We start from the raw sequence: 1,480 nt of genomic DNA, 5'->3' as shown, positions 1-1,480 counted from the left end.
CGGGCGCGGCGACCGCCGCCGCCCGGGGACGGCGCCGCAGGCCCGGGCGGGTGGTCAGCGAGAGGCGACCGGCACCATCGCCGCCCGGTCGGAGCGCACGATCTCCTTGCCGAACGGGAAACACGTCACCGGGATGAGCTTGAGGTTCGCCCACGCCAGCGGCAGCCCGATGATCGTCACCGCCTGGGCGAGCGCCGTGGCGACGTGGCCGATCGCCAGCCACAGTCCGGCCACCAGGAACCAGATGACGTTGCCGACCGTGCTCGCCCCACCGGGCCGGCCCCGGTCGACGACCTCGCGGCCGAACGGCCACAGGACATAGGCGGCGATCCGGAAGCTCGCGACCCCGAACGGGATCGTGATGACGAGGAGGCACGCCAGGATCCCGGCGAGCACATAACCCAGGAACAACCACACGCCCGCGGTCGCCAGCCAGATGATGTTGAGGATCACGGTCAGCACGGAACGCATACCGGCCACTGTAGGTCGGAAGCGGAAGTCGCGTCACAGGGTTACGGTGGGCGATGTGAGCGACAAGCCGGACGTCAGGACCCTCGGCGAGCTGCGCGCCGCCGGTTACACCAGCCGCACCCTCCGCGAGGAGCTGCGCGAGAACCTGCTCGCGGCCCTGGCCGCCGGGCGCGACCCGTGGCCCGGGATGCACGGGTTCGACACCACCGTGATCCCGCAGGTCGAACGCGCCCTCATCGCCGGGCACGACATCGTGCTGCTCGGTGAGCGAGGGCAGGGAAAGACCCGACTCCTGCGCACCCTCGTCGGGCTGCTCGACGAGTGGTCTCCCGTGGTGGCCGGCTCCGAACTGGGGGAGGACCCGCTCGCCCCCATCACCGACCCGACCCGCGAGCGGATCGCCCGCGAGGGCGACGCGCTGCCCGTCGAGTGGCGCCACCGCACCGAGCGGTACGTGGAGAAGCTCTCCACCCCGGACACGTCCGTGGCCGATATGATCGGCGACGTCGACCCCATGCGCGTGGCGGAGGGCCGCCGCCTGGGCGACCCGGAGACCATCCACTACGGACTCGTACCTCGCGCCAACCGCGGGATCGTGGCGCTCAACGAGCTGCCCGACCTGGCCGAGCGGATCCAGGTGGCGCTGCTCAACGTCATGGAGGAGCGGGACGTCCAGATCCGCGGTTATGTGCTGCGCCTGCCGCTGGACGTGCTGGTCGTGGCGTCGGCGAACCCGGAGGACTACACCAACCGCGGGCGGATCATCCCCCCCCTCAAGGACCGGTTCGGCGCGGAGATCCGCACCCACTACCCGCTCGATCTGGCCGACGAGATCGAGGTCGTGCGGCAGGAGGCCGAACTCACCGCCGAGGTGCCCGACGCTCTCATGGAGCTGCTCGCCCGCTTCACCCGCGAATTGCGCACCTCCGACTCGATCAACCAGGCCTCGGGCGTGTCGGCGCGTTTCGCCATCGCCGGCGCGGAGACCGTCGCCGCGGCGGCCCGCCGG

The 1,480-nt window shown here is 71.5% G+C and carries 2 protein-coding genes; one reads left to right on the top strand and one right to left on the bottom strand.

The features are described 5' to 3' along the window. Window positions 1-54: 54 nt before the first annotated feature. Window positions 55-471 (bottom strand): YccF domain-containing protein, encoded by a 417-nt coding sequence (locus tag HMPREF3086_RS00010; RefSeq protein ID WP_070719645.1) that lies wholly within the window; start codon window positions 469-471, stop codon window positions 55-57. Window positions 472-517: 46 nt separating this feature from the next. Here HMPREF3086_RS00010 and HMPREF3086_RS00005 point away from each other — a divergent pair. Further along, window positions 518-1,480, top strand: a 963-nt coding sequence (locus HMPREF3086_RS00005) for a sigma 54-interacting transcriptional regulator (RefSeq protein WP_371441626.1), incomplete at its 3' end; no start/stop codon positions are given.

It is taken from the genome of Dietzia sp. HMSC21D01, from assembly GCF_001815995.1.
Lineage (GTDB): Bacteria > Actinomycetota > Actinomycetes > Mycobacteriales > Mycobacteriaceae > Dietzia > Dietzia cinnamea.
This window is presented reverse-complemented; position numbering and strand designations above follow the sequence as displayed.